Genomic DNA, 24,211 nt, shown 5'->3' on the forward strand with positions numbered 1-24,211 from the left:
GCGTGATCCTGCCCTCGGGCCGCCGGGCGGGCCCGTTAGGCTCGGACGCATGGAGAGCCTGCGCATCATCGACACCTGGCCGGTCACGACGGCGGCAGCCGCCGTCGTACGGGCGGACGGCACCGTGCTCGGTACGCACGGGCCGGCCGACCACCGCTTCCCCCTCGCCTCGGTCACCAAGCCCCTCGCGGCCTACGCGGCGCTGGTGGCGTACGAGGAGGGGGCGATCGAGCTGGACGAACCGGCCGGGCCCGAGGGCTCCACGGTGCGCCACCTGCTCGCCCACACCAGCGGCCTCGCCTTCGACGAGCACCGGGTGACGGCCCCGCCCGGCGAGCGCCGCCTGTACTCCAACGCGGGCTTCGAGGTGCTGGGCGACCACATCGCGAAGGCGTCCGGTATTCCGTTCGGGGAGTACCTGCGCCAGGCGGTCCTGGAACCCCTGTCCATGACCTCCACGACCCTGGACGGCTCCCCCGCCCGCGACGGCGTCTCCACCCTGGCCGACCTGGTCCGCTTCGCCGCCGAGGTGCAGGCCCCCCGCCTCCTCGACCCGCGTACGGTCCTGGCGGCCCAGAGCGTCGTCCACCCGGGCCTCAAGGGCGTCCTGCCCGGCTACGGCCACCAGAACCCGAACGACTGGGGCCTCGGCTTCGAGATCCGCGACGCCAAGTCCCCGCACTGGACGGGCACTTCGTCCTCCCCGGCGACCTTCGGGCACTTCGGCCAGTCGGGCACGTTCCTGTGGATCGACCCGGTGGCGGGGGCCGCCTGCGTCGCACTGACGGACCGCGCGTTCGGGCCGTGGGCGGCAAAGGCCTGGACGCCGTTCACGGACGCGGTTCTCGCCGAACTGGCCTGAACCGGCTGCCGCCCTTCTCCGGCGGCGTCAGGCACTCGAACCAGACGGTCTTCCCGCTGCCGTCCCACCGTTTGACGATGCCCCAGTTGTCGGTGACGGCGTCGACCAGGACGAGCCCCCGGCCCCCGTCGTCCAGCGGATCACCCGTGATGGCGAGGGGCAGGACGGGGCTGCTGTCGGACACCTCGACGCGTACGCCCTCGCCGCGCGGCAGCCGGAAGATGAAGGTCTGGCCGCGCCGGTCGGGCACGTGCCGCACGACGTTGGCGATCAGCTCGGTGAGGGCCAGCTCCGCCGCGTCGGCGAGGAACATCAGCTCCCAGGCCTTGAGGTAGAGCCGCAGGACGCCGCGCAGATGCCGGGCGGAGTGCTCGCCCAGGGCGAAGTCGGCGCGGTAGACGGGCTCCCCGGGATCCCTCCGGGGGATAACTACGTGATTCATGTCACCAGGCTGCGATGCGATGGCTACGCTCGGCTACGTACCGAAACGAACGCCGCGAGGCGTTGCACCCGGAGGTCCACGCCGTGGCCAACATCCAGACGCTCGATCCCGACGCTTCCCCGCTCGCCTACTACGGCGGGGAGTTGCGCCGCCGGCGCGAGGCCCAGAGCCTGACGCAGCCGCAGTTGGGCGACATCATCTTCTGCACGGGCTCGCTGATCGGCCAGGTCGAGACGACGAGAAAGATCCCCACCCGCGACTTCTCGGAGCGGCTGGACGCGGCGCTGGGGACGGACGGGACGTTCTCGCGGCTGGTGGGTCTTGTGCTGCGGAGCCAGTTGCCGACGTGGTTCCAGCCGTACGCGGACATGGAGGCGAAGGCCGCGTACATCTCGACGTACCAGGCGCAGGTGGTGTACGGGCTGTTGCAGACGGAGGAGTACGCGCGGGCGGTCCTGGCCACCGGCATGCCGGACGACCTGGAGGGTCTGGTCGCCGCCCGGATGGAGCGCCAGCGCATCCTGGAGCGGGAGAAGCCGCCGCTGGCCTGGGCGATCCTGGACGAGGCGGTGCTGTACCGGCCGATCGGCGGCCACGAGGTGATGCGGGCCCAACTCCAGAAGCTGTTGGAGTATTCGGCGCACCGTTGGATGCGGATCCAGGTGCTGCCGTTCGAGGCCGGTGAACACGCGAGCCTGGCAGGCTCGTTCAACCAGCTGCGCTTCGACGACGACCCGGAGATCGTCTACACCGAGGACGTCATCTCCGGCCATATGACGGCCAACCCCGAGACGGTCCGGGAGGCCTCGCTCCGATACGCTCACCTCCAGGCCACCGCACTCTCCGTCGAGGAATCGGTGGCGCGGATCAGCCGCGTGATGGAGGAGCGTTATGGAGACCGGCCCTGACCTGAGGCACGCGGAGTGGCGCAAGTCCAGCTACAGCGGGAACACCGGCGGCGACTGCGTCGAGTGCACCGTGACCGGCGGCGCGGCCTGGCGGACCTCCTCCTACAGTGGCAACACCGGCGGCGAGTGCGTCGAGGTCGCCGCCGCCTCCCCCTGCGGGTCCGTCCCCGTCCGCGACAGCAAGAACCCGACCGGCCCCGCCATCGTCCTCGCGGCCCCCGCCTGGCAGGCGTTCGTGGACGGGCTGCGCTGACGCAGCACATCCGGTGGGACGGCGGCGGCCGGGGCCTTGCGGGCTCCGGCCGCCGCCTTTCCTCCATCAGCCAATGGACTGGTAGCCGACCAGGTCTTCGGAGGCGATAGTAACTTCGGTCTGTCCGGCTGTGGTGTAGTCGGCGAAGAACCGGAGCCGTCCCGAGTTCGCCGTGGTGAGCCAGAGGTCAAACTTGCCGTTGTTGTTGGCATCGGGTGCTGCGACGAACTGCGGCACGGTGTCCGTGGACCAGTTCGTACCGACCCTGACGCGGTCGCTCAGGCTGATGTCGAACGACTGGTCCGCGTCCTTCTCACTGCCGTGGAACACCCATACGCTTCCGCCGATATCAGGACGGTCGTATCGGACGACGAGGTCAGCGCGGCCGTCGCCGTTGAAGTCGCCAGGTGCTGCCAGCGTGACTTCGTTGACGAGCGATCCGTCCGCCGAGATGGGGTCGTCGGGTCCAGCGAGGAGTACCGGATCGCGTCGGTTGTCGAGGTGGTAGTCCGGGTCACCGTAGTAGAGCCAGATGTACTCACCGTCGTTCACGATGAGGTCGGGGTAGCCAGGGATGTCCTCGGTACCATCGCCGTCGGTGTCCGTACCGCCGTCGACGTCGCCGACCGCGAGGATCTGCTTGACGCCGCCGGACCAGTGGTCGTTGGCCGGGTCGTAGACGGTGAGCTCCTGGCGCTCGGGGCCGTTCTCGCAGGCGGAGCAGGCGTAGCCCGTGCCGTTGTTGGGGTGCATCCACAGACGGTTGACGCCGCCTTCGGGGCGCAGGGTGATGAGGTCTTCGTAGCCGTCGTCGGTCCAGTCGCCCCGGTGGCTGATCTGCGCGTCGGTGAAGTCCAGGGAGGTGGAGCGGAACGCGGCCTTGGCGACGGTTCCGTCACCAGCGCCGAAGAACGGGAACAGTGTGCTCGCCTGATCGATGGCCCAGAGGTCGGCGTTGCCGTCGCCGTTGAGGTCGCCGGGCTTGTCTGGGGTCTTGGGGCCGTTCGCGTAGAAGAGGTACGTGGTGGTGTCGGAGTAGTTGCCGACCTTGTCGAAGCTGCGGACGTAGAGCTGGTTGGCGCCGGCGACGGTGGGTGTGAGCTTCACCGAGACCGATCCGCCGGCTGCGCCGGGGGTTGCGGTGCGGCGGGTGGCGTCCCAGTCGCTCCAGTACTCGTACTTGGTGACATCGGCGACGCCGCCGCTGGTGATGGCGAAGGTTCCCTCGGAGCGGACGGTTCCGGTGGTCGCGGGCCAGCCGTTGCTGCCGTCGGGGAATTGGCCGGAGGTCACGCCGGGCGGGGTGCTGGGCCGGTTGGGGTCGAAGACGAACCGGCAGCCGGGTGCGCCCTTGGTCGGAGTCCAGTCGGAGGCGAGGGTGCCGTCGCTGGTCTGGGCCTTCCAGGAGAAGTTTCCGTTCGCGGTGGCCAGGTGCGGTTGCAGCCGGGCCTTGGTGACCTTGAGCTTGGCGACGGTGCCGGAAGCCACCGAGACGGTGGTGTCGACGATGATCACCCCATTGGGGTCGGCCTTGGGGTGGTGACCGGTAGGCCAGAGGTGGAACTTGACCTTCACGGTGCCACCGTCTTTGTCGCCGCCCTTGGCCGTCAGATAGATGTCGGTGTTCCCGATCAGGCCGTACGGCGCGGTGTTGCCGCAGCCGGCGCTGTTCTTCGTGCTGGGGATGGTGTCCAGGGCGCTCGGGGCGTTGGGAACGGTGTTGTACGTGGTCGACAGCACCGCGGACTTCGCGTCGAACCGCTTGTACGCGAGCCTGTCGCTCTCGGTCGTGGCGCGCAGGCCGAGGGTGAGGTTGTTCCACCTGCTGGAGGCGGCCTGCTTGGCGCCGGCGGTCGCGTTGAAGGCAAGACTGCCGGCCGGGCAGGAGGAGGAGTAGCCCTTGGCGTCGCTGACCGCAGACAGCTTCACCGACCATGAGGGTTGCTTGGACCACGTGGTGGAGGAGCTGATGCTGCCGGTGCGCCAGAGCTGCACCTCGCGGTTGGTGCAGGAGTACGAGTAGCTGTTCTTGATCCTGAAGGTGGAACTGGAGATCACCTTGTTGGTGTTCCAGAGGTTGTTGGTGTCCATCCGGAAGAACGAACGAGAGGTCCCGTCACCGGGGTTGCCGACCCGGGCGGACGAGGTGACCTTGTTGCCGTCCCCCTCGTCCCAGCCGTTGCCGTTGTAGAAGGCCGTGGACGGCGCGCTGCTGTAAGCGATCGTCCAGGCCTCGCGGGAGCCGGAGACGGCCGGGTCGATGTAGACCGGGTACTGGGTGTCGTCGCCCTGGAGGATGTCGGCATCGGGCGTCAGTGACAGGTGGCCGTCGTCGAGCGCGACACCCACGACGCCCTCCCGCGCTCCGTAGGGCGGCTCGAATTCGTGAGCCGGTGACGGAGGGACGGAGTAGCCGCTGCTGCGGGCCGCAGGAGGCCGGTTGCTGTCCCACATCATCGGCGTCGGGGCCGTGAAGACCTCCTGGCCGGCCGGGTTGAGCGCGCGCAGGTTGCCGTGCTCGTCGGCGTTCACCGTCAGCCCCACGGTGTCCAGCGGCAGTTTGATCTGCGCGAGCGCGGGGTTCGCGGCGGCCTTCTCGTTGTGCACGACAAGAAGCTGACCGAACCCGGCGGTGCCCGCCCGGAGTTTGAGGTCCACGTCGTCCAGGACGTTTCGGTAGATCACCGTGTCCCCGTCGACCTCGGGGGAGGGAAGCTCGCCCGGCCAGGACCAGGACATGCTGCGTCCGTCGCGGGTGACCGTCGCCAGCGGCCCCTCTCCGCCACCGGAGAACGTCACCCCGACCTCGGTGGCCTTGGTGGACAGCGTGCCGTCGGAGTTGCGCGCGAGCTCGGTGTCGATGTCGACCAGCTTGCCGCCCTTCCGTACCCGCTGCGCGAGTGCGTACTGGTCGGTCGTGAACGACCCGTCGGGGTTGGCGAAGGTCTCGGCGGTTTCGGTGCGGTGGGACAGGACCTCAACCGGCTCACCGGTGCCGACCGCCTTCGCAAGCGCCCGGGTCTCTTCCGGGGTGTGCTCCTGAAAGGAGGGCTCGGCAGGCTTCTCGTCGGCGGCCGCTGGCTGAGTTCCAGCCAGCGGCACGGTCAGCGCCAGGGCCAGGGCCAGGGCTGTGGGTAGCGCCCAGGGAACGGACCCTCTGAACTTATATCGGCGCATTTTCGTCACATTTCCCCCTCAAGATAACGCGGTGGCTGATGGGCTGACACCCGAGGATGGGTACTGGTTGTACAGCTTCAGAAAGTTTCCGGAAAATCCACGAGTGGCATTGGCGCCCGTCAATCCATTCTGTCCAAATCTCGCATATGCGCAGGCCATACACACCGCTCTCAAAGAAAGCGGAGTGACGAAGGATGCAATGACAGCTTGAATCCGACCAATGCGGATATCTGCACCTTGCACTGGTAACGGGTTGACCAATTCTCCTTTCCGAGCAAGTTCCGCTGCCGCTTCCAGTGCTACGTTCACGGTCGCTGTTTCATGATGTGTGGATTCTGTGGGGGGATCTGTGTCCGGAATACGCCGTCCGTCGTATCGTCGCCCAGTGAGAACACTGGGCCGACGTGTAAGGGTTGTCGCTCTGCTCCTCGTGGCCTACCTGCTGGCCGGCCTGCTGGGCGGCCCGATCGCCGCGGCGGCGGAGCTGGAGCTGCGCAAGCTCCAGCAACCGGACCCGGTGCCCGTTTCCGAGGTCGAGGGCACAAAGCTGGACAAGCCTGATGAGACGGCGAAGCACCCCTTCACACCGGATACGAAGGCGAGTTGGCCTGCTGCCGGCGTCGCCACCGTGCCGGTGGCCGAGGACGAAGGCAAGCGCAGCCTGTCGAAGGCCGGATCGTTGCCGGTCGAGGTCAAGCCTGGTAGAGCCACACGCAAGGCAGCAGCTGCCCCGGAGCAGGCACAAGTCCAGGTGCTCGACCGAAGTGCCGCCCACGCGGCGGGCCTTGACGGCATCCTTGTCGCGGTGCAGGGGCACGGCGCTGACGAGGGCAAGGGCACGGTCGGCCTCACCCTTGACTACTCCTCCTTCGCCGGGATCTACGGCGGTGACTGGGCTTCGCGTCTGGTACTGCGTGAGGTCCCCGCCTGCGCCGTGACCACACCGGGCGACAAGGGCTGCCTGCCCGGCAAGATCCTCCCCTCGCACAACGACCCCAAGAACAAGACCCTGTCGGCCGACCTCACCACCAGGATCAGCGACGAGTCCGCAGCTGAAACCGGTCAGCCGGTGCAGCAGGCCTCCCCGGTCGGCCGTATCCGCACCTCCGCCGTGGCTGAGGACGCCACGCTGCTCGCCGTGACCGCCGCCCCCTCCGGCGCGAATGGCGACTTCACCGCCACCTCGCTGTCCCCGTCGGGGAAGTGGGAGTCCGGCGGTTCCTCGGGCGGGTTCTCCTGGACCTACGAGATGGAGACCCCCTCGGTCCCGGGCGGTCTCACGCCCGATCTCAGACTCTCGTACTCCTCGCAGGCCGTCGACGGCCGTACGGCGGCGACGAACAACCAGGCCAACTGGATCGGTGACGGCTGGTCGCTGTCCCCCGGATTCATCGAGCGCCGCTACACCTCCTGCCAGGACGACAAGACCGGCGGAAACAACCCGTCGAACAAGGTCGGTGACCAGTGCTGGAAGAAGGACAACGCCACGCTGTCGCTCGGCGGCTCCTCCAGCGAGCTCGTCAAGGACGACGCCACTGGCGTGTGGAGGAAGAAGGTCGATGACGGTACGCGGGTGGAGCTGCTGAAGAACTCCGCGCGGGCCAACGGCGACAACGACAACGAGTACTGGAAGGTGACCGCCCCGGACGGCACCGCCTACTACTTCGGATACAACCGACCCAACGGCTGGGCGGCGGGCAAGGAGGAGACCAACTCGGCTTGGACGGTGCCGGTGTTCGGCAACCAGTCCGGCGAGCCCTGCCATGCGAGTGCGTTCAAGGACTCCTGGTGCCAGCAGGCCTGGCGCTGGAACCTCGACGCGGTGATCGACCCGCACGGCAACGCCATGACGTACTACTGGGCCAAGGAAACCAACTTCTACCAGCGCGCGATCGACGCCAATTACAAGGGCACCCTGACCCCGTACACCCGTGGTGGCTACCTGAAGCGCATCGAGTACGGGCTGCGCAGTTCCAATTTCTACGGCCGGCCGGCCGCGAAGGTGGACTTCACGGTCGCCGAACGGTGCCTGGTCACCGAATCGTTCGACTGCGCGGCGGACAAGCTCACCGAGGCGAACGCCAAGAAGTGGCCGGACGTACCGTTCGACCAAGTATGCAAGTCGGGTGACAAGTGCGAGTCGGGTTCGTCGCCCTCGTACTTCACGCGGAAGCGGCTGACGGGTGTGGCCACCTCGGTGTGGAACGCCGGCGCGTATCAGAAGGTCGACTCCTGGAGGCTGGTACAGAGCTTCCCGTCCACTGGGGACGGCACCGATCCGCCGCTGTGGCTGGCCTCGATCGCCCGGACCGGGCACAGCGCCGGGACCTCGATCACGCTGCCGAAGACCACGTTCCACGGCGTCCAGCTGCCCAACCGGGTCGCGGGCGCGGTGGACGCGGTGCCCGCGTACAACCGCTACCGCGTCCATAAGGTCGCCACCGAGTCGGGTGGCTCGATCGGAGTCACGTACTCGGCGCAGGAGTGCTCGAAGACCAGTCTGCCGAGCGCAGCGTCGAACACGAAGCGCTGCTACCCGGTGATCTGGTCGCCGCCGGACGCGCCGGTCGAGGGCTACGAGCCGTATCAGGACTGGTTCCACTCGTATGTGGTCACACAGGTACTGGAGTCGGACGACACCTCCGGCGCACCGGTCAAGCGGATCGACTATTCCTACCTGGGCGGGCTTGCCTGGACCAAGGAGGACGACGAGTTCACCAAGGCCAAGCACCGTACGTATGGCTCCCGCAAGGGGTACGAACGGGTCCAGGTGCGGACGGGCGATCCTGCCGAGGGCACACAGACACTGAGCGAGTCCCGCTACTTCCGGGGCATCGACGGGGCGAAGGTCGCCGACGGTGAGGGCAACGAGGTCATCGACCGCGAGGCATTCGGTGGCATGACCCGTGAGCAAGCCACGTACAACGGCTCCGGCGGACCTCTCATCTCCGCCACCACCTACACCCCGTGGCGTTCGGCGGCCACCGCGACGCATTCCCGCTCGGCGGACAGCCTGCCGACCGTGTACGCGTACCGGACCGGCACACAGAAGGACCAGACGCGCGCCACGATCACCGGCGGCAGCCTCCGCCGCACCGAACTGTCGCGTCAGTTCGACTCCTACGGCATGGTCACCTCCGAGTCCGAGACGGGTGATACAGCCAAGACCGGCGACGAGGAGTGCACCACCACCTCGTACGCCCGTAACACCGGCGCCAACATCCTCAATGCGGTGGCCGAGACGAAGACGGTCGCCAAGGCGTGCGGGACAACGCCCTCGCTGCCGGCCGACCTCATCTCGACCCAGCGCACGTACTACGACGGCTCGACCACTCTGGGAGCAGCCCCCACGAAGGGGGATGTGACCCGCAGTGACGAGAACGACGGCGCGGGCACCGGCTTCGTCACGGTCAGCAAGGCGGCGTACGACAGCTACGGCCGTCAGACCGAGGCGACGGACGCGGCCGGAGCGAAGAGCACCGTCACCTACACCCCGGCCACCGGCCAGGCACCGACGGAGACGGTCTCCACAAATGCCCTCGGCCACACCGCGAAGGTGATCACCGACCCGCGCCGCGGGCTGACCACCGCGACTGTCGATGCGAACGGCAAGCGCACGGACCTGGAGTACGACGCGCTCGGCCGGACCACCAAGGGCTGGGGGCCGAACTGGCCCAAGGCCGACCATCCGACGCAGCCCTCGGCCACATTCGCCTATCGCAACTCCGCCACCGATCCGAACGTGGTCACCAGCAAAGCCCTCAACTACCAGGGCTACTACGACACTTCGTACGCCTTCTACGACGGCCTGCTGCGCCCTCGCCAGACCCAGACCGCGGCAATCGGCTCGGCAGGCAACCGGCTCGTGACCGAGACCCGCTACGACACCCGGGGCCAGGTCTGGAAGACCTACGGCTCCTACCTCGCGAGCGGTGCGGCCTCGGACACCCTCGTCGGCGGGGACGACTCCAAGGTGCCGGCCGGCTCCGAGACGAAGTACGACGGTGCGGGCCGTGCCACAGAGGTCATCTCGCTGAAGTTCGGTGACGAGACCAAGCGCACGCTGACTCAGTACGCGGGCGACCGCACCACGGTCATCCCGCCGAAGGGTGGCACCGCCACGACGACGATCGTGGACGCGCTCGGCCGCAAGACCGAGTCACGCGACTACACGGACGCGACGCGCACCAAGTTCCTGGCCACGTTCTACGAGTACGACGCGCACGGCCGGCTTGCGAGGCTGACGGACCCGGCCGGAATCGCCTGGACCTGGAAGTTCGACGCGCGCGGCCGCCAAATCGAGGCGAACGACCCGGACAAGGGGATCAGCAGGACCACGTACGACCACGCGGACCGTCCGGTGAAGACCACCGATGCCCGGGGCGTCGAGCTCACCACGGTCTATGACGAGCTGAGCCGGCGGAAGGAGCTGAAGCAGGGCTCGACGGTGCGTGCGGCCTGGTCCTTCGACACGGTGGCCAAGGGGCTGCCCGCGTCGGATACTCGCTATGTGGACGGCAAGGCGTACACCACGACGATCAACAGCTACACCAACCTCGGGCAGCCCGCGTCCTCCACGACGACGGTGCCGGACGGGGCGGCTGCCGGAACCTATACGTGGAAGTTCGGGTACAACCAGTACACCGGAGCTCAGGAATGGGTGATGCACCCTGCCCTGGCGGGTCTGCCCTCCGAACGCCAGACCACGGTCTTCGGCCAGGGGAACCTGCCGCTCAAGACCACGTCGGGCGGTGTGGTCCTGGTGAATGACACCCGCTACGACGTGTACGGCCGTCAGGTCCGTGCCGAGTACGGCACCCTTGGCCGGAAGGTGTACCGCACCCAGGAGTTCGACGAGCACACCGGCCGACTCACCCGGTCCACGATCGACGGCGATGTCGCGCTGCGCGTGGAGGACACCCGCTACGGCTACGACCTGGCAGGCAACACCACCCGGATCTCCAGCACTTCCGGACAGGACGAAGCGGCGGTGACCGATACTCAGTGCTTCGCCCTGGACGCCCTGCGCCGGATGACCGACGCCTGGACGGCCAAGACGCCCACGGACAACTGCGCCACCGCCCCTTCGGCGAGCACGGTCGGCGGCCCGGACTCGTACTGGCACTCCTTCGCCTACGACGACGCCGGCAACCGTACGAAGGAAGTCCAACACGCCACCGGTGGCAGCACGGACATCACCCGCACCTACACCGCGGGCAAGGCCGGAGACACACGCCCGCACGCTCTGCGCTCGGTCGCCACGACCGGTGGGGCGGAAGACGGCACGACGGAGTCCTTCACCTACGACGACGCCGGCAACACCTCCAAGCGCACAGGCGGTTCACGCGAGCAGGACCTGACCTGGGACTCGGAGGGTCACCTCGCCAAGACCTTCGAGAACGGCAAGACCACCGAGTACGTGTACGACTCGGCCGGCAACCGCATGCTCGCGAAGAACGCCGACGGCTCCACGACCGCGTACCTGCCTGGCGGCAACGAACTGAACGTCACCTCGACCGGCGCGAAGACCGCCACCCGCTACTACACCCACGGCGGCGAAACGGTCGCGGTCCGCACCAGCGGCGGCTTCTCGTTCCTCTTCGGCGACCATCAGGGCACCGCGATGATCGCCATCACCATGGGTGCGGCCCAGACCACCACCCGCCGCAAGCAACTCCCCTTCGGCGGCCAACGCTCCACCACCGGCAGCACCTCCTGGCCCGGTGACCGAGGCTTCGTCGGCGGCACCACCGACCCCACGGGCTACACCCACCTCGGCGCCCGCGAATACGACCCGTCCCTGGGCCGCTTCCTGTCGGTGGACCCACTCCTGATCCCCGACGACCCGACGCAGCTCAACCCGTACATCTACGGCAATAACAACCCCGTCACCTTCTCCGACCCGACCGGCGAAGCGTACGAGGAATGCGTCAGCGGCCAGTACGACTGCACCTACGGCAAGAGCACGGGAGACGTCAAGAAGGTCAGCTTCGGCAAGAACTACAAGAAGGAGACCCGCGCCAGGGGCGGCACGATCTCCAAGAACTACTGGGCTCAAAAAGAAACGGGCCGCAAGTACACCTACACAAAGGGCAAGGGGACTACTCGCTACACCGATTACGAGTACCGCCAGGCAGAGAAGCGTCGCCAGGCAGAAGAACTCAAGCACCGGCAGAGAATGACCAAACTCGAGGTAGAACTCGAAGCCTTGCGGAATCCGCCGCCCGAGGATAAGCCTTGGTATAGATCCGCCTGGGACGCCACCGGAGGGAAAGTAGTGTCGGGTGTCTCAGACCACTGGCGAGGGCTGGCTCAGGCTGGGATCATCATCGTCGGCACGATAGCGGTGGTTGCATGCACAGCTGCTACAGCCGGTGTGTGTGCGGGAGCTGGAGGGATCATTATGTCGGCCGCAATTGGTGCCAGCCAGGGCGTAGCGGTGTATGGCTTGTCCGGCGGGGAGCACACCGCCGAGGGGTACGTAAAATCTGCAGCGATAGGCGGGGCCACGGCAGGCGGGGCTACCGCCTTGTCGAAGGGCGCGATGCTGATGAGCAAGACATCGCCTTACCACACATTCTCGACGCTGGTTTCAACCGGCATCCAGAACCGAGGTCGATTTTGGGTGGGTGGACAGTACGGACGTCAGGTGCAGAACCACGTGGGGTTTGGGACTAAGTGGCAAAGGTGAAACCGGTGAGCACGTCCGAAGACCCAATGCGCGAAACCTTCCTCTGGTGGGTAGCAGTTTTGTTCATGGTGAGCTGGCTGTCGCTGGGAGGGGCGCTCTTCCTCTACCTCGGCTTTCCGTGGCGAGCCGCCGCTGCTGCAGGGATAGCCGCCCCAATTCTCCCGTGGGCAATTGTGATGACACAACGCAGGAGGCAGCCGACACCGGCACGTCCCGATTCCACGTATGGATGGCTGAGGTTGGGGGCCGTGGGCGTTGCACTCCTGGTGGTGTCAATCACCTTGGGTGGGGCGTCCTCGAAGGAGGGGGCGTTCCTCACTCGCCTGTCTGAGAGCTCCATGGCCTGTGCATTTCTGGTGATCGCCTGGGGTTTGGCCATGGCGTATTCCCGCTGGAGGAAGTCCAGGGCGTGGCATGAACGCGAGGGGCAATGATGACAGTCAGGCATGACGGGTGCGTATCTTGATTTCCTGGGCAGTAAGGCTGCGGCAGACAAAAGGGCTTGAATCTTTTTGAAAAGTCGTGCAGAGAATGAGGAGTTCTGTATGGCCTGGCTGCAAAAGGATCTCATCAGACCCGTCATAGGGCTGACGGCCCTCACCGCGGTCGTTTCGGTGATCACTAGCAATATAGGCGTCGCTTGGATTAAATCCGCAGGTGGGATGTTTGTGCTGGGAGTTGGGATGCTCTGGGGGCGCGTACTGAGGGAGAAGCGGCTACGTGAAAGCCGGTGCCCCAGTGCACCTCCCCCTGAGGCACCACACAGCTGAAGGCTGTGTCCGGTCTCCATGCGCGCGATGCGCGAGCCGGACCGGCCGGTGGACGACCGCGCGAAGCGCTCCTGAGCGGTGGTGCGGGTCCGGCCGCCAACGCGCGGGCAGCGGCCGGAGGGCCGGTCAGCTCGCCGTTTCCGCCAGCAGCTTCTCGTAGCCGACCAGGCGTACGCAGGCCGTGACACCGGCGATGGCCTTCTCCAGCTCCTCGGGCGTGGGGAAGCTGGGGGCGATCCGGATCACCGCGTCGTCCGGGTCCTGGCCGTGGGGGTGGGTGGCACCCGCGGGCGTGAGGACGATGCCTGCCTCGGCGGCGCGGCGCACCACCTCGCGGGCGCAGCCGTCGAGCACCTTCAGGGTGATGAAGTACCCGCCCTTGGGGTCCGTCCAGGCGGCGAGCCCCGTACCGCCCAGTTCGGCTTCGAGGATGCGCAGAACGGCGTCGAACTTGGGGCGGAGCTCGGCTCGGTGGAGATCCATGTGGGCATGCACGCCCGCCTCGTCCTTGAGGAACAGCGTGTGGCGCAGCTGGTTCACCTTGTCCGGGCCGATGGTGCGCTTGGCGGCATTGGCCAGCAGCCAGGTGACGTTGTCGGGCGAGGAGCCGAAGAAGCCGACGCCGCTGCCGGCGAAGGTGATCTTGGAGGTGGATCCGAAGACGAAGGCCCGGTCGGGGTGGCCGGCCCCGGCGCAGGCCGCGAGCAGGTCGGCGATCTCCACGCGCTCGTCGGTCAGGTGGTGGACCGCGTAGGCGTTGTCCCAGAAGATCCTGAAGTCCGGGGCGGCGGTGGGCATGGCAGCGAGCCGGGCGACGACCTCGTCGCTGTAGCTGATCCCGTCCGGGTTGCTGTACTTCGGGACGCACCAGATGCCCTTGATCGAGGCATCCCCGGCCACGAGCCGTTCCACGGTCTCCATGTCCGGGCCCTCGTCGGTCATGGGGACCGGGATCATCTCGATGCCGAGACGTTCGCACACACCGAAGTGCCGGTCGTATCCGGGAACGGGACACAGGAAGGCGATGCGCTCCTCGTCCACCCAGCGGGACGTGGCTCCCGGCATCACACTCAGCATCGCGTGCACCAGGCTGTCGTGCATCAGCTCCAGGCTGGAGTTGCCCGCGGCCACGAGCTGCTCCACGGGGACCTGGAGCGGGCCACTGAATATCTCCCGCAGCTCCCGCAGCCCGTGGAGACCGCCGTAGTTGCGGGTGTCCACGGCCTCCGCGCTGCGGTACGTCCCGCCCGGCAGGGCGAGCAGCGGCGCGGAGAGGTCGAGCTGGCCCGCGGACGGCTTCCCGCGGGTGAGATCGAGGGAGAGGCGTCGCGTCACGAGCTCGGCGTAGTCCCGCTGCGCGCGATCTCGGTGGGCGACCAGGGCATCGGGGCTGGACTCGTTGGGGTGGATGGGGATCTCCTTCGGACACGCGGCGGACGGAAACATGACGTCGCCAGCACCCTACAAAGGCGCGGCGACGGGCCGTCCCGCCGGTGACCGCTGGCTCCCGGGCGGGGCCGGGGCAGTCCCGCGTCGCCGTCGGGGCGGCCCGCCCCGACTCGCCGCGCGAGGTGCCGAGTTGGCCCTTAACACGGTTGCCCGGGATCAGGCCGTGACGTAGCTTCCCGCTGGACCACAGGTGGTCTGGACCAAGTCTCGCGGCGTCGAGCCGGCCGCTGGGGCAGCGGTGAGGTGCCCTGCCTGCGGTCCCACGACGACCTCACCGATCTATCGCAACGGGACCGATGACCGCGGAACACGCCCTCCGTCCACGGTCGAGCGACGCCCTGCCGGGCATCTTCTCCCGCCGGTACACGGCAGCCACGCTGACCTTCGCCACGGTGATGTTCCTGACCGGTTTCGCCGCGCCGGCCGTCGTGCCGACACTGCCGACAGCGGCCGGGGACCTGGACGGGGTGTCCCCGCTGCTCGCCATGGCTGCCATGCCGCTGGCCTGGCGTTCGCCACCGCCGTCCTCAACGCGGGCCTGGCCGCCGGTACAAGCCGGCTCGGGGGCTACGCCATCACATTCTCGCTCCTGCTCGTACCGACACTGCTGGTCGCCGTTCTGGCCGTCCGCGCACGGAAGGGCTGAAACCGGAAGGGCCGGCAGACGCATGCGCTGCTAGATTCATCCGCCATGCGATCACGCGAATACGACAGGGAATTCCGGGAGCGGGCCACCCGCATACGTGACTGCGGGTCCGGACTGCTGCTGCTGGGAGCCCTGCTGTGGGGCTGGTGCGCCATTCTGCTGCTGACGGATTACACGGTCGATACAGGTCGCGGCACCCAGGAGTGCGCATCGCGCATGTTCACGGAGGGCGGCACAGCCAACGAGGGTGTGTGGAGAGGCGATTACTGCGCCGACGAGCGCGACTGGCCCGAGGCACTGGCCGTTCTGGGGCTCTCCATTCCCGTATCGCTCGTGGGAACCGCCCTGTTCACGACCGGCCATGTGAGCCGGCGGCTGAGCGGGCACTCCCAGGCGATGCGCGAGCTGGACCGGATCGCGGACGAGCGCGAGAAGCGCTCCGAGACCTGACCGCGTCCCCGGGCTGCCAGGCCGGGCCTCCCGCCGGAATTCGGTCGCGGCGCGCGGGGCGAGCCGTTAACTTCCCTCCGGACGCCGTGGATTGCCCGGGGCGCGACGACGAGGAGCCACGTATGAGCGGCCAGGGTCCGCGGACCGACCGGCTGAGCATCCTGATCGAGCAGTTCGAGCAGGCGCGGGAGATGGCCCAGGTCCGGCTGCGGGGCCTCGGGGACGAGGAGTACCTGTGGGAGCCGGCGCCCGGCAGCTGGTCGATCCGGCGCCGGGAGGAGGCGGTGACGCCCCGGGCGTACGGTCCTGGCGCGTGGGTGCTCGACAAGGGGGCGCCGGAGATCCCGGCGAGCGAGTACGCGGAGGTCGCGCGGCAGGCGGCGGGCGGTATGTCCGTCGCGAAGATCGCCGAGGACTGGAGCGTGAGCGTCGGGCGGGTCGAGGAGGTCCTCGCGTTCACCGGAGAGCCGGAGCCCGACGTCGTACCGATCACCACCATCGCGTGGCGGCTGGGACATCTGCACTCCGACTTCGCGGGCCGGTGGGAGTGGACCTTCGGCGCGCGGCGGCAGGATCCGCATCTGCTGGTCGACTTCACACCCTCCGCCGCCCTGGCGCTCGACCGGTTGTGGGAGACGCTCGAACGCCACCGCGCGAGCCTGGACACGCTCACCGAGGAGCAGCTCGACACGGTCGGCCTCTCGCAGTATCCGTACGGCTCCGACCCCGACGACGCGTACATCGGCGTGCTGGCCAACGCCAATCTGGAGCTCATCCACCACATGGCCGAGATCGCGCTGCTCCGCGACCTGTGGCGGGTCCGTGCCTCCCGGTAGCCGGGGAGATTTCCGCGAAAGGGACAGGGGCGCAGTGACATAACCCACACCATTCCGCTGTGGATTTCGCACGTTGCACCCGATCTTGACGGCCCGCACCCATCCAAATCATGTTTGAATCCCGAGACTTAAGGGCTCTCTCCCTTGGTGACGAGGGCCCTGGGAACTTATTTAAATGGGGGTAATCGTCGTGTCTCAGTCGCACAGACGCACATTCTGGACAGTCGGCGGCGTCGTCGCCGCGACCCTGGCGGGGAGCTTCGTCTCCTCGCCCGCCATGGCCCTGCAGGGGGCCCAGGCCGATCCGGCCTCCTTCGGCCACACCGCGAGGATCGTCGTCGGCGCTTCCGACCGTTCCTGCACGGGGACGCTGGTGAACCCGCGGTGGGTTCTCTCCGCCGCGAGCTGTTTCGCCGACGCGACGGGCGAGGTCCAGCCCGGCAAGCCCAAGGCCACGACCACCGTCACGGTCGGCCGCACCGACCTGACGCAGACCACGGGCGGGGCCGTCCGCACGGCGGTCGAGCTCGTCCCGCATCCCGACCGTGACCTGGTCATGGTGAAGCTGGGCGTGGGCATCGCCAACGTGAAGCCGGTCGCCCTGGCCGCCACGCCCGCGACGGGCGACGAGAGCGTGACCGCGGCCGGTTTCGGCCGGACGAAGACGACCTGGGTGCCCGACCGGCTGCACACCGCGTCGTTCACCGCGAACGGCGACGCCTCGGCGAACGTCTCGCTGACGGCCGTCGGTGACGCGGTGATCTGCCACGGGGACTCCGGCGGCCCGATCCTGCGCGAGACCGGCGGGAAGCAGGAGCTGCTCGCCGTCACCAGCAGGTCGTGGATGGGCGGCTGCGTCGGCACGCCGGCCACCGAGACCCGTACGGGAGCCGTCGCCACGCGCGTGGACGATGTGCGCTCCTGGATCACGAGCACCGCGTTCGCCGCCCCGGGAGACATGACGGGCGACAACAAGCCCGACATGGTCGCGGTCGACGACGCCGGCAAGCTGCTCCTGTACGCCGGTAGGGGCACGGGCGCGATCGACAACCACACCATCATCGGCACCAGAGGCTGGGCGGGTGCGTCGGTGACGCACCGCGGCGACTGGACCGGCGACGCCATGGAGGACGTCGTCGCCCGCGTCGGCAGCGAGCTGCGCGTCTACCCCAACCGCGGCACCGGCACGCTGGGCTCCCCGATCAGGCTCGTCACCGGGCTGCCCACCGACGCGCAGGTGGTGAGCGTCGGGGACGTCGACCGGGACGGTCACCCCGACCTCGCCGTCCAGCACAGCGACAAGCTGTACCTGTACGCGGGCACGTCCGCCTCCACTCCGGCCGTCGCCGCCCCGGTGCTCATCGGCACCCGCGGCTGGGACGTCATGGACCTGACGGCTCCCGGTGACGCCGACAAGGACGGCCGGGTCGACCTGCTGGCCCGGGACACCCGTGACGGCACCCTGTGGCTCTACCGCGGCCGGGCCGACGGCACGTTCAACGGCCGTACCCAGTACGGCCGCTCGTACACCGTCACCAACCGCCCCCTGATCGCCGGGGCTTCCGACGCCAACGGCGACGGCGTCGCCGACATGTGGGCCACGGCGGGCGACCGCACCCTGAAGTTCTACAAGGGCGCCACCTCGGCCGACGTCCCGGTCGACGGCCCGAGCACGCAGGTCGGCAACAGCGGCTGGCACCGCATCAAGTCCATCAGCTGACCGATCCATCAGCTGTCAGGTCCGTCAGCCGACAGATCCATCAGCTGACGCGTCCGCTCCTCTTTCCCTTGCGCGACCACCGAGGTCCCGCGCCCTCCGGCGCGGGGCCTCCGTCGCTTCCGGGCGCGCGTCGCGGACGTCCGGTCTCAGCCCGCCAGCTCCCACACCAGCAGCTCCGCCGGTCCCGCCACCGCGACCGCCTCCAGGCCCTCCGCGCCGGTGATCCGGGCGGCGTCGCCGGGTCCCAGCTCCTCGCCGGCCAGGGCGACCCGCCCCCGCACCACGTGGACGTACGCGCGCACCGCGTCCGGGACCGCCGTGCGCTCGCCCTCGGTCAGGCGGCGGACATGGAGCATCGCGCCCGCGCCGGGCAGGGCGTACGGGGTGGAGTCGGCGATGCCGGGCACCACCGTGTACGAGGGTTCACCGCCGGGCTCCAGGGGGGCCAGCCACATCTGAAGGAAGGTCAGCGGGCCCGTGCCGTCGTTGCGTTCGACGTGGCGGACCCCGGAGGCGGCGCTGAGGTGGGCCAGGTCCCCGGCACGGACGACGGTGGAGTGGCCGGCCGAGTCGCGGTGGGTCAGCTCGCCCTCGACGACCCAGGTGACGATCTCCGTATGGCTGTGCGGATGCTCCTCGAAGCCCGCGCCCGGGGCGAGGCGCTCCTCGTTGCAGGCCAGGACCGGGCCGAAGCGGAGGTTGTCCGGGTCGTAGAAGGGGCCGAAGGAGAGGGCGTGCCGGGTGTCGATCCCGGCGGCCTCGTCCCCGCCCCGGTAGCGGTCGTCCGACCGGTGCACGGAAATCACCCGGCCACGGTAGCCCGGGGGACACGCGTACGGCTCCGGGCGGCGGAGCGGGACCGGACGGGAGGTCCGTCGTACGGCTCCGGGCGGCGGGAGCGGGACGGGACGTCCGTCGTACGGCTCCGGGAGTCGGCGCGGGAGCCGCCGTGGCAGCGGGGCCGTTGCGCCAGGTGTTCGTCTACCCACCGGTACGGGGCACCGTCGCCCCGGCCCACCGAACCACCGGCCCGATAAGGCAGTCTTGTCCTCGTGCCCCGACCCGATCCTGAGCTGCCCCCCGCCCACGACGCCCACCTGCACGCCGCGACCCTGAAACGGCTGGAGCAGTCCTCCGGCCGGCTGGCCGCGAACGCGATTGCCCGCATGGACGAATCGCTGCCGTGGTACCGGGCGATGCCCCCGGAGAACCGGTCCTGGATCGGCCTGGTCGCCCAGGCCGGTATCGCCGCGTTCACCGAGTGGTTCCGGCACCCCGAGACGCCGCAGGCCATCTCGACCGATGTGTTCGGCACCGCGCCGCGCGAACTGACCCGGGCGATCACCCTGCGGCAGACCGTGGAGATGGTGCGCACCACGATCGAGGTCATGGAGGCCGCGATCGAGGAGGTGGCCGCCCCGGGTGACGAGTCGGTGCTGCGCGAGGCGCTGCTCGTCTACGCGCGCGAGATCGCGTTCGCCACCGCCCAGGTCTACGCCCAGGCCGCCGAGGCCCGGGGCGCCTGGGACGCCCGGCTGGAATCGCTCGTGGTCAACGCGGTGCTCTCCGGCGAGGCCGACGAGGGGGCCGTGTCCCGGGCCGCCGCGCTCGGCTGGAGCTCGCCGGAGCATGTGTGCGTCGTCCTCGGCACCGCGCCCGACGGGGACAGCGAGCTGACCGTGGAGGCGATCCGGCGCGCCGCCCGGCACGCCAAGCTCCAGGTCCTCACCGGCGTCCTCGGCAACCGCCTCGTCGTCATCGCGGGCGGCAGCGACAATCCGCTCCAGGTCGCGAAGGGCCTGATCGGGCCGTACGCGGCCGGGCCGGTCGTCGCGGGGCCCGTGGTGCCGGACCTGCTGGCCGCCACCCGGTCCGCGCAGGCGGCGGCGGCCGGTCTGAAGGCGTGCCTGGCGTGGCAGGACGCGCCGCGGCCGGTGCTGGCGGACGATCTCCTCCCGGAGCGCGCGATGGCCGGAGACCCGGCCGCGCGGGACCAGCTGGTGGAGGAGATCTACAGACCGCTGGAAGAGGCCGGATCGGCTCTTCTGGAAACTCTGAGTGTCTATCTGGAGCAGGCGAGCAGCCTGGAAGGCGCCGCCCGGATGCTTTTCGTGCACCCCAACACCGTGCGCTACCGGCTGCGACGTGTGACCGACGTCACCGGATGGTCACCCTCCGATGTGCGTTCCGCGTTCACGCTGCGGATCGCCCTGATCCTGGGGCGCTTGGCGGCTGCGGATCCTCAGTCCTAGACTTTTGTTGGACTCCAACAATTCCCCCGACGGTTCTTCGTCCCTGTCCCCACGGGCGTGCGGAGCCGTCCACAAGAGAGAGTGTGAGGGTGCTCGTACTCGTCGCTCCCGGCCAAGGCGCTCAGACGCCCGGCTTCCTGACTCCCTGGCTCGACCTCCCCGGTGCCGCAGACCGCATCGCGGCCTGGTCCGACGCCATCGGGCTCGACCTTGCCCACTACGGCACGAAGGCCGACGCGGACGAGATCCGCGACACCGCCGTGGCCCAGCCGCTCCTGGTCGCCGCCGGACTGCTCTCGGCGGCCGCCCTGGACGCCTCGCCGTCCGTCGTCGCGGGCCACAGCGTCGGTGAGATCACCGCCGCCGCGCTCGCCGGCGTCATCGACGACGAGGCCGCGCTGCGCTTCGTCCGCACCCGGGGGCTCGGCATGGCCGAGGCCGCCGCGGTCACCGAGACCGGCATGGCGGCCCTCCTCGGCGGCGACCCCGAGGTGACGGTCCCGCACCTGGAGAAGCTCGGGCTGACCCCGGCCAACGTCAACGGCGGCGGCCAGATCGTCGCCGCGGGCACCGCTGCCCAGATCGCCGCCCTGGAAGCGGACATGCCCGAGGGCGTGCGCCGGGTCGTCGTGCTCAAGGTGGCCGGCGCGTTCCACACGCACCACATGGCCCCGGCCGTGGAGAAGCTGCGTGCGGCGGTCGGCGACCTCACGGTGTGCGACCCGACCGTGCGTTACGTTTCCAACGCCGACGGCCACACCGTGGCCACCGGTACCGAGGTCATCGCCCGGCTGGTCGGGCAGGTCGCCAACCCGGTCCGCTGGGACCTGTGCATGGAGACCTTCCAGTCCCTGGGCGTCACCGCACTCGTCGAGCTGAGCCCCGGCGGCACACTGACCGGGCTCGCCAAGCGCGCGCTGCCCGGCGTGAAGACGCTCGCGCTCAAGACCCCCGACGACCTCGACGCGGCCCGCGCGCTCATTTCCGAGCACGCAGGCGCCTAAGGAGCGAGCATGTCGAAGATCAAGCCCAGCAAGGGCGCCCCGTACGCGCGGATCCTCGGAGTCGGCGGCTACCGCCCGACCCGGGTCGTGCCGAACGAGGTGATCCTCGAAACGATCGACTCGTCCGACGAGTGGATCCGCTCCCGCTCCGGCATCGTCACCCGCCACTGGGCCTCCGAGGAGGAGACCGTGGCCGCGATGTCGATCGAGGCGTCCGGCAAGGCCATCGCCGACGCGGGCATCGACCCCGATCAGATCGGCGCGGTCGTCGTCTCGACCGTCTCGCACTTCAAGCAGACCCCGGCCGTCGCCACCGAGATCGCCCACAGGATCGGCGCGGGCAAGCCCGCCGCCTTCGACATCTCGGCCGGCTGCGCGGGCTTCGGCTACGCCCTCACGCTCGCCAAGGGCATGATCGTCGAGGGCTCGGCGGAGTACGTCCTCGTGATCGGCGTGGAGCGGCTCAGCGACCTGACCGACCTGGAGGACCGTGCGACGGCCTTCCTGTTCGGTGACGGCGCGGGCGCGGTCGTCGTCGGCCCGTCCCAGGAGCCGGCCATCGGCCCGACCGTGTGGGGCTCCGAGGGCGACAAGTCCGAGACCATCAAGCAGACGGTGGCCTGGAACGACCTGCACGTCGGCGATGTCTCCAAGCTGCCGCTCGACTCGAAGGGCGAGGTCAAGTTCCCTGCCATCACGCAGGAGGGCCAGGCGGTCTTCCGCTGGGCCGTCTTCGAGATGGCGAAGGTCGCCCAGCAGGCGCTGGACGCGGCCGGGATCGCCCCGGAAGACCTGGACGTCTTCATCCCGCACCAGGCCAACATGCGGATCATCGACTCGATGGTGAAGACCCTGAAGCTGCCGGAGCATGTCACGGTCGCCCGTGACATCGAGTCCACCGGCAACACGTCCGCCGCCTCGATCCCGCTCGCGATGGAGCGGCTCCTGGCGACCGGTCAGGCGAAGAGCGGCGACACCGCGCTCGTCATCGGCTTCGGGGCGGGTCTCGTCTACGCCGCGACGGTCGTTACCCTCCCCTAGGCACACCGGACCTTTTGGTCCGTACGCACGAACACTGAAGAAACCCACCGAAGGAGCGCCAAGATGGCCGCCACGCAGGAAGAGATCGTCACCGGTCTCGCCGAGATCGTCAACGAGATCGCCGGTATCCCGGTCGAGGACGTCCAGCTGGACAAGTCCTTCACCGACGACCTGGACGTCGACTCGCTGTCCATGGTCGAGGTCGTCGTCGCCGCCGAGGAGCGCTTCGACGTCAAGATCCCCGACGAGGACGTCAAGAACCTCAAGACGGTCGGCGACGCCGCCGCCTACATCCTGAAGCACCAGGGCTGATCCCAGCCCGGCTGTGTCGCCACCCGGCGGTGGCGCCGCTGATTCACGACCCTCTACACGTGGAGAAGATCTTCCAGTGAACTCGACCAATCGCACCGTGGTCGTCACCGGTATCGGCGCAACCACTCCGCTGGGTGGCGACTCCGCATCGACCTGGGAAGGTCTGATGGCCGGCCGGTCCGGCGTCAAGCCTCTCGAAGGCGAGCGCTTCGCCGAACTGCCCGTCCGGATCGCCGCCCTCGCGGCCGTCGACCCGGGCGACGTACTTCCCCGCCCGCTGGCCCGCAAGCTGGACCGCTCGGCGCAGTTCGCGCTGATCGCGGCCCGCGAGGCCTGGGCGGACGCGGGTTTCACCGCCAAGGCCGGTGAGGACGAGACCGTCGTCCCCGAGCGCCTGGGCTCGGTCATCGCCTCCGGCATCGGCGGCGTGACCACCCTGCTCGACCAGTACGACGTGCTGAAGGAGAAGGGCGTACGCCGCGTCTCCCCGCACACCGTTCCCATGCTCATGCCCAACGGCCCGGCGGCCAACGTCGGCCTGGAGGTCAACGCCCAGGCCGGTGTCCACACGCCCGTCTCCGCCTGCGCCTCGGGCGCCGAGGCGATCGGGTACGCCGTCGAGATGATCCGTACCGGCCGTGCCGACGTGGTCGTCGCCGGTGGCACCGAGGCGGCGATCCACCCGCTGCCGATCGCCGCGTTCGCCAACATGATGGCGATGTCCAAGAGCAACGACGAGCCCGAGAAGGCCTCGCGTCCGTACGACACCGGCCGGGACGGCTTCGTCCTCGGCGAGGGTGCGGGCGTCGTCATCCTGGAGTCCGCCGAGCACGCCGCGGCGCGCGGCGCGCGGGTCTACTGCGAGGTGCTGGGCCAGGGTCTGTCGGCCGACGCCCACCACATCGCGCAGCCCGAGCCCACCGGGCGGGGCATCGCCGCCGCGATGCGGAACCTGCTGGACTCCAGCGACCTCAAGCCGTCCGAGGTGGTCCACCTCAACGCGCACGCCACGTCGACGCCGCAGGGCGACCTCGCCGAGATCAAGGCGCTGCGCATGGTCCTGGGCGACGACCTCGACCATGTCGCGATCTCCGCGACGAAGTCGATGACGGGTCACCTGCTGGGTGGCGCGGGCGGCATCGAGACCGTGGCCACCGTCCTGGCGCTGCACCACCGCATCGCTCCGCCGACCATCAACATCGACGAGCTCGACGAGGCGATCGACGCGGACGTCGTGCGGGGTGAGCCGCGGGTGCTGCCCGAGGGGCCGATCGCGGCGATCAACAACTCGTTCGGGTTCGGCGGCCACAACGTGGTGCTGGCGTTCCGGTCCGTGTAGCGCCGCCCCGGTACGTGTGAAGCCCGCTTCCCGGGACCCGGGAAGCGGGCTTCGTCGTT

18 protein-coding genes are annotated in these 24,211 nt (G+C 69.0%); 13 read left to right on the forward strand and 5 right to left on the reverse strand.

Translation table 11 applies throughout. From position 1 onward, the window contains the following. Nucleotides 1-49 precede the first annotated feature (49 nt). Nucleotides 50-862 (forward strand): serine hydrolase domain-containing protein, encoded by an 813-nt coding sequence (locus tag ACGF2Y_RS06045; protein ID WP_392943486.1) that lies wholly within the window; start codon nt 50-52, stop codon nt 860-862. Here the strand turns inward: ACGF2Y_RS06045 and ACGF2Y_RS06050 are convergent. Beyond that, nucleotides 831-1,304, reverse strand: coding sequence for an ATP-binding protein (locus tag ACGF2Y_RS06050; RefSeq protein WP_392943487.1), 474 nt, complete (start codon nt 1,302-1,304; stop codon nt 831-833). The two genes, ACGF2Y_RS06045 and ACGF2Y_RS06050, sit on opposite strands and share 32 nt — an antisense overlap. Before the next feature lie 83 nt (nt 1,305-1,387). On the opposite strand from ACGF2Y_RS06050, the gene ACGF2Y_RS06055 reads away from it, so the two are divergent. Together ACGF2Y_RS06055 and ACGF2Y_RS06060 are read left to right on the forward strand one after the other, a co-directional pair. Further along, on the forward strand, nt 1,388-2,212 hold the full coding sequence (locus ACGF2Y_RS06055; RefSeq protein WP_392943488.1) for a helix-turn-helix domain-containing protein: 825 nt from the start codon (nt 1,388-1,390) through the stop codon (nt 2,210-2,212). Beyond that, the gene (locus tag ACGF2Y_RS06060; RefSeq protein ID WP_392943489.1) at nt 2,196-2,465 is read left to right on the forward strand and encodes a DUF397 domain-containing protein; all 270 of its coding nucleotides are present in this window, start codon (nt 2,196-2,198) and stop codon (nt 2,463-2,465) included. The genes ACGF2Y_RS06055 and ACGF2Y_RS06060 overlap by 17 nt, the downstream gene beginning before the upstream one ends. Before the next feature lie 66 nt (nt 2,466-2,531). Here ACGF2Y_RS06060 and ACGF2Y_RS06065 read toward each other — a convergent pair whose 3' ends face one another. Further along, nucleotides 2,532-5,642, reverse strand: a complete 3,111-nt coding sequence (locus ACGF2Y_RS06065) for a VCBS repeat-containing protein (protein WP_392943490.1) — start codon at nt 5,640-5,642, stop codon at nt 2,532-2,534. Nucleotides 5,643-5,660: 18 nt separating this feature from the next. After that, complete coding sequence (locus ACGF2Y_RS06070; protein ID WP_392943491.1) at nt 5,661-5,951, reverse strand: hypothetical protein; 291 nt, start codon at nt 5,949-5,951, stop codon at nt 5,661-5,663. A gap of 76 nt (nt 5,952-6,027) precedes the next feature. Here ACGF2Y_RS06070 and ACGF2Y_RS06075 point away from each other — a divergent pair, with 76 nt between their 5' ends. Then, entirely contained in the window at nt 6,028-12,333 is a 6,306-nt protein-coding gene (locus tag ACGF2Y_RS06075) for an RHS repeat domain-containing protein (protein WP_392943492.1), read from the forward strand. Between the two features lie 5 nt (nt 12,334-12,338). Further along, nucleotides 12,339-12,767, forward strand: a complete 429-nt coding sequence (locus ACGF2Y_RS06080; RefSeq protein WP_392943493.1) for a hypothetical protein — start codon at nt 12,339-12,341, stop codon at nt 12,765-12,767. Between the two features lie 462 nt (nt 12,768-13,229). Here ACGF2Y_RS06080 and ACGF2Y_RS06085 read toward each other — a convergent pair whose 3' ends face one another. After that, entirely contained in the window at nt 13,230-14,549 is a 1,320-nt protein-coding gene (locus ACGF2Y_RS06085) for an aminotransferase class I/II-fold pyridoxal phosphate-dependent enzyme (RefSeq protein ID WP_392943494.1), read from the reverse strand. A gap of 694 nt (nt 14,550-15,243) precedes the next feature. Between ACGF2Y_RS06085 and ACGF2Y_RS06090 the strand changes: the two genes are divergently transcribed. The 3 genes from ACGF2Y_RS06090 to ACGF2Y_RS06100 all read left to right on the forward strand — a co-directional run bounded on the left by ACGF2Y_RS06090 (nt 15,244) and on the right by ACGF2Y_RS06100 (nt 18,204). Then, a complete protein-coding gene (locus ACGF2Y_RS06090) occupies nt 15,244-15,648 on the forward strand; it encodes a hypothetical protein (protein ID WP_392943495.1) in 405 nt (134 codons plus the stop codon). A gap of 122 nt (nt 15,649-15,770) precedes the next feature. Continuing rightward, on the forward strand, nt 15,771-16,484 hold the full coding sequence (locus ACGF2Y_RS06095; protein WP_392943496.1) for a DinB family protein: 714 nt from the start codon (nt 15,771-15,773) through the stop codon (nt 16,482-16,484). A 190-nt stretch (nt 16,485-16,674) separates the two neighbouring features. Further along, nucleotides 16,675-18,204 carry an FG-GAP-like repeat-containing protein gene (locus ACGF2Y_RS06100; RefSeq protein WP_392943497.1) on the forward strand — a complete coding sequence of 510 codons (1,530 nt, stop codon included), beginning with the start codon at nt 16,675-16,677 and terminating at the stop codon, nt 18,202-18,204. Between the two features lie 146 nt (nt 18,205-18,350). On the opposite strand, the gene ACGF2Y_RS06105 is transcribed toward ACGF2Y_RS06100, so the two are convergent. Continuing rightward, the gene (locus ACGF2Y_RS06105; RefSeq protein ID WP_392943498.1) at nt 18,351-19,010 is read right to left on the reverse strand and encodes a pirin family protein; all 660 of its coding nucleotides are present in this window, start codon (nt 19,008-19,010) and stop codon (nt 18,351-18,353) included. A gap of 246 nt (nt 19,011-19,256) precedes the next feature. Between ACGF2Y_RS06105 and ACGF2Y_RS06110 the strand changes: the two genes are divergently transcribed. The 5 genes from ACGF2Y_RS06110 to fabF all read left to right on the forward strand — a co-directional run bounded on the left by ACGF2Y_RS06110 (nt 19,257) and on the right by fabF (nt 24,152). Next, complete coding sequence (locus ACGF2Y_RS06110; RefSeq protein ID WP_392943499.1) at nt 19,257-20,456, forward strand: PucR family transcriptional regulator; 1,200 nt, start codon at nt 19,257-19,259, stop codon at nt 20,454-20,456. An 89-nt stretch (nt 20,457-20,545) separates the two neighbouring features. Continuing rightward, a complete protein-coding gene (locus ACGF2Y_RS06115) occupies nt 20,546-21,460 on the forward strand; it encodes an ACP S-malonyltransferase (protein ID WP_392943500.1) in 915 nt (304 codons plus the stop codon). 9 nt (nt 21,461-21,469) lie between these two features. Continuing rightward, the gene (locus ACGF2Y_RS06120; protein ID WP_392943501.1) at nt 21,470-22,501 is read left to right on the forward strand and encodes a ketoacyl-ACP synthase III; all 1,032 of its coding nucleotides are present in this window, start codon (nt 21,470-21,472) and stop codon (nt 22,499-22,501) included. A 63-nt stretch (nt 22,502-22,564) separates the two neighbouring features. Then, a complete protein-coding gene (locus ACGF2Y_RS06125) occupies nt 22,565-22,813 on the forward strand; it encodes an acyl carrier protein (protein ID WP_104785375.1) in 249 nt (82 codons plus the stop codon). Nucleotides 22,814-22,889: 76 nt separating this feature from the next. Next, nucleotides 22,890-24,152, forward strand: coding sequence for a beta-ketoacyl-ACP synthase II (gene fabF / locus ACGF2Y_RS06130; protein ID WP_392943502.1), 1,263 nt, complete (start codon nt 22,890-22,892; stop codon nt 24,150-24,152). Nucleotides 24,153-24,211 lie beyond the last annotated feature (59 nt).

It is taken from the genome of Streptomyces sp. NPDC048142, from assembly GCF_043202835.1.
Taxonomy (GTDB): domain Bacteria; phylum Actinomycetota; class Actinomycetes; order Streptomycetales; family Streptomycetaceae; genus Streptomyces.